The sequence below is a fragment of the Brucella sp. 22210 genome (assembly GCF_052045675.1).
In the GTDB taxonomy this organism is placed as follows: Bacteria; Pseudomonadota; Alphaproteobacteria; order Rhizobiales; family Rhizobiaceae; genus Brucella.
The window spans coordinates 1-2011 of the sequence record NZ_JBQEPD010000115.1; the positions used below are offsets into that span (position 1 = coordinate 1).

The following is a 2011-nucleotide window of genomic DNA, read 5'->3' on the forward strand; positions in this document are numbered from 1 at the left end:
TGGTATTTGATTTGGCAAAGCTTTCCCGACAGGCTTTATTCAAAAGCCATTCACTACCGCCAGCGAAGCCTCAAATGCTGATTCCAATTAATCGGGCTGCGCGCCTAAGGATGTCTTGCGCGCAAGCCTGAAAGGTTCGCTCAAAGCGAGCATTTCCGAAATCGCGGAGCAAGATTTTGCAAGCCATGTAAAGAAAGCAAAAGAGTCCTGTCCGTTTTCGAAACCACTTGGTGCAATCGAAGTAACACTGGACACCAAGCTGTTTGGATTTTATGTTCCAGTCGGCTTTAAGCTACCCTTTCTTTATTTAAGAATATAAATTTCTAATTTTTGGGATAATTTCAATGCATAATCCGTTAGCAATTTTTTCTGCTGTTTCTATTGCTTTATGAATACTTTTTACCATTGAATAAATACAATAAATATGGGTTTATGCAAAGATAACAAATTGCTACAATTATTTTTTCAATATTTCTAGGAGACTGTTCCAAAAAGGATTGAGCGATTACAGCAGGTTATGATTCAATCGGATTGCTTACATTCGATGGAGCTCACGATGACCTGGACTGGAACCGCTCGCCGACAGTATGTACGACGCAACGCACGCTATGCAACTGATTTAACGGATGCGGAATCATCCCCTTTGAACAAGAGGGGTAGCCGGTATTCTGTAGCGCAGAGTTTTCGGAGGTTCTGGCGTGAAGCCTCTTTTAGCTTACACTCGCTCGATCTTTTAAAGCCTGCACCAGATCACGAGCTGTATGGAATACAGCGATGATCGTCACGGCCTCGTCGCTTACCTCATAAACAATCAGGTACGGCAAGGCTGAAACACTAAGCTCACGGGTCTCGGGGTGGCGACCGGGACGCCCAATGGCCGGAAACTGGGGTAGCTTTCGCGCGGCTGTCGTTATCCTTTGGTAAACGTCTTCGGCGGCAGCGGGATTGTCCAGCGCGATATAGTCCACGATGTCCTCAAAGTCGCGCGCGGCGGGCTCGGCAATGACCAGACGTTTCAACGTGCCCAGCCGTGCTTCGCTGCGATCCCGGAAAAGACCTCATCGGCAGACTGCACCTTGCCCGACCGCGCCGCCTCGATCCCCGCTGTGATCCGCTCCATCTGCCACACATTGGCTTCGAGATACTGTTCGATGGCCTGATTGATGATATAATTGCGGGAACGATCCATCGCACTCGCCAAGGCGTCGATCTCCGACACTTTGGCCGTGCGGATAGTGATAGCTGCGGATACGGCGTGCTGTGACATAATGTGATCCTTTGTAATCGCATGTATTCATAGCATATAATGCCGCCATCTCCAAGCTGGCTCGGCCCCAAACCGGCAACGCCGCCGCCTTCACGGGGTCAATTCCGGCTGAGGGCGGAATATTCAGCGGCACGAATAGGCACCGTAACGTTAACCTGCCTACGGACATATCCCGGATGTTGATGTCGTTTTAAGCGGATTACGGGCCCGCGATATCGCGCCAGACCGTGTTGGCGGCTTGGCGCAGTTCGCGGTGAATGGCAGAGGTGAAGCGGTGGCGGGGAAAATGATGAAGGTTGTAGATCGGGTCGTGAATGGATGCGAAACGCTGCAAGTGTCGTGCTGACTTGAAACGCTTCATGACCCGTTCTCGCCGTCTTATCGGTTGATGAGAATTCTCGGCCCGATTGTTCAAGCCTTTGTGCTGGCGATGATCACAGACCGTGAGGCCGATCTCCCGGTTGGCGGCACCATAAGAGCCCAGTTTGTCAGTGACCATGACGCGAGGAACTGCGCCCTGGCATGACAGCAACTTCCGAATGAAGCGTGCCGCTCACCATTGATTGTCACGACAGCCTCATCGAGATGCCATTTGTCACCAAGGCGCGGTGTACGACGACGGATTGTATTGGCATAGTCTTGTCCAAACTTTTCAGCCCACTCGCGCACTGTCTTGTGGGTGACGATGATCCCTCTGTATGCCAGCATGTCTTCGACCATGCGAAGGCTCAGCGGAAACCGGAA

At 51.2% G+C, this 2011-nt stretch carries 2 protein-coding genes and 2 pseudogenes; 1 reads left to right on the forward strand and 3 read right to left on the reverse strand.

The annotated features are described in order from the left end of the window. Nucleotides 1–517: 517 nt before the first annotated feature. Nucleotides 518–634: pseudogene (locus ACTJKP_RS26750) on the forward strand (IS5/IS1182 family transposase); the annotation flags it as partial. A gap of 76 nt (nt 635–710) precedes the next feature. Here ACTJKP_RS26750 and ACTJKP_RS26755 read toward each other — a convergent pair. The 3 genes and pseudogenes from ACTJKP_RS26755 to ACTJKP_RS26765 all read right to left on the reverse strand — a co-directional run. Beyond that, the gene (locus tag ACTJKP_RS26755) at nt 711–1019 is read right to left on the reverse strand and encodes a type II toxin-antitoxin system RelE/ParE family toxin (RefSeq protein WP_440632816.1); all 309 of its coding nucleotides are present in this window, start codon (nt 1017–1019) and stop codon (nt 711–713) included. Then, complete coding sequence (locus tag ACTJKP_RS26760) at nt 1016–1267, reverse strand: CopG family ribbon-helix-helix protein (RefSeq protein WP_440632817.1); 252 nt, start codon at nt 1265–1267, stop codon at nt 1016–1018. The genes ACTJKP_RS26755 and ACTJKP_RS26760 overlap by 4 nt, the downstream gene beginning before the upstream one ends. 199 nt (nt 1268–1466) lie before the next feature. After that, nucleotides 1467–2011 (reverse strand): annotated as a pseudogene (locus tag ACTJKP_RS26765) (IS6 family transposase); the annotation flags it as partial.

Coding starts and splice junctions, on each gene's coding strand:
- ACTJKP_RS26760 (WP_440632817.1), bottom strand. CDS start 1,267: ATGTCACAGCACGCCGTATCCGCAGCTATCACTATCCGCACGGCCAAA.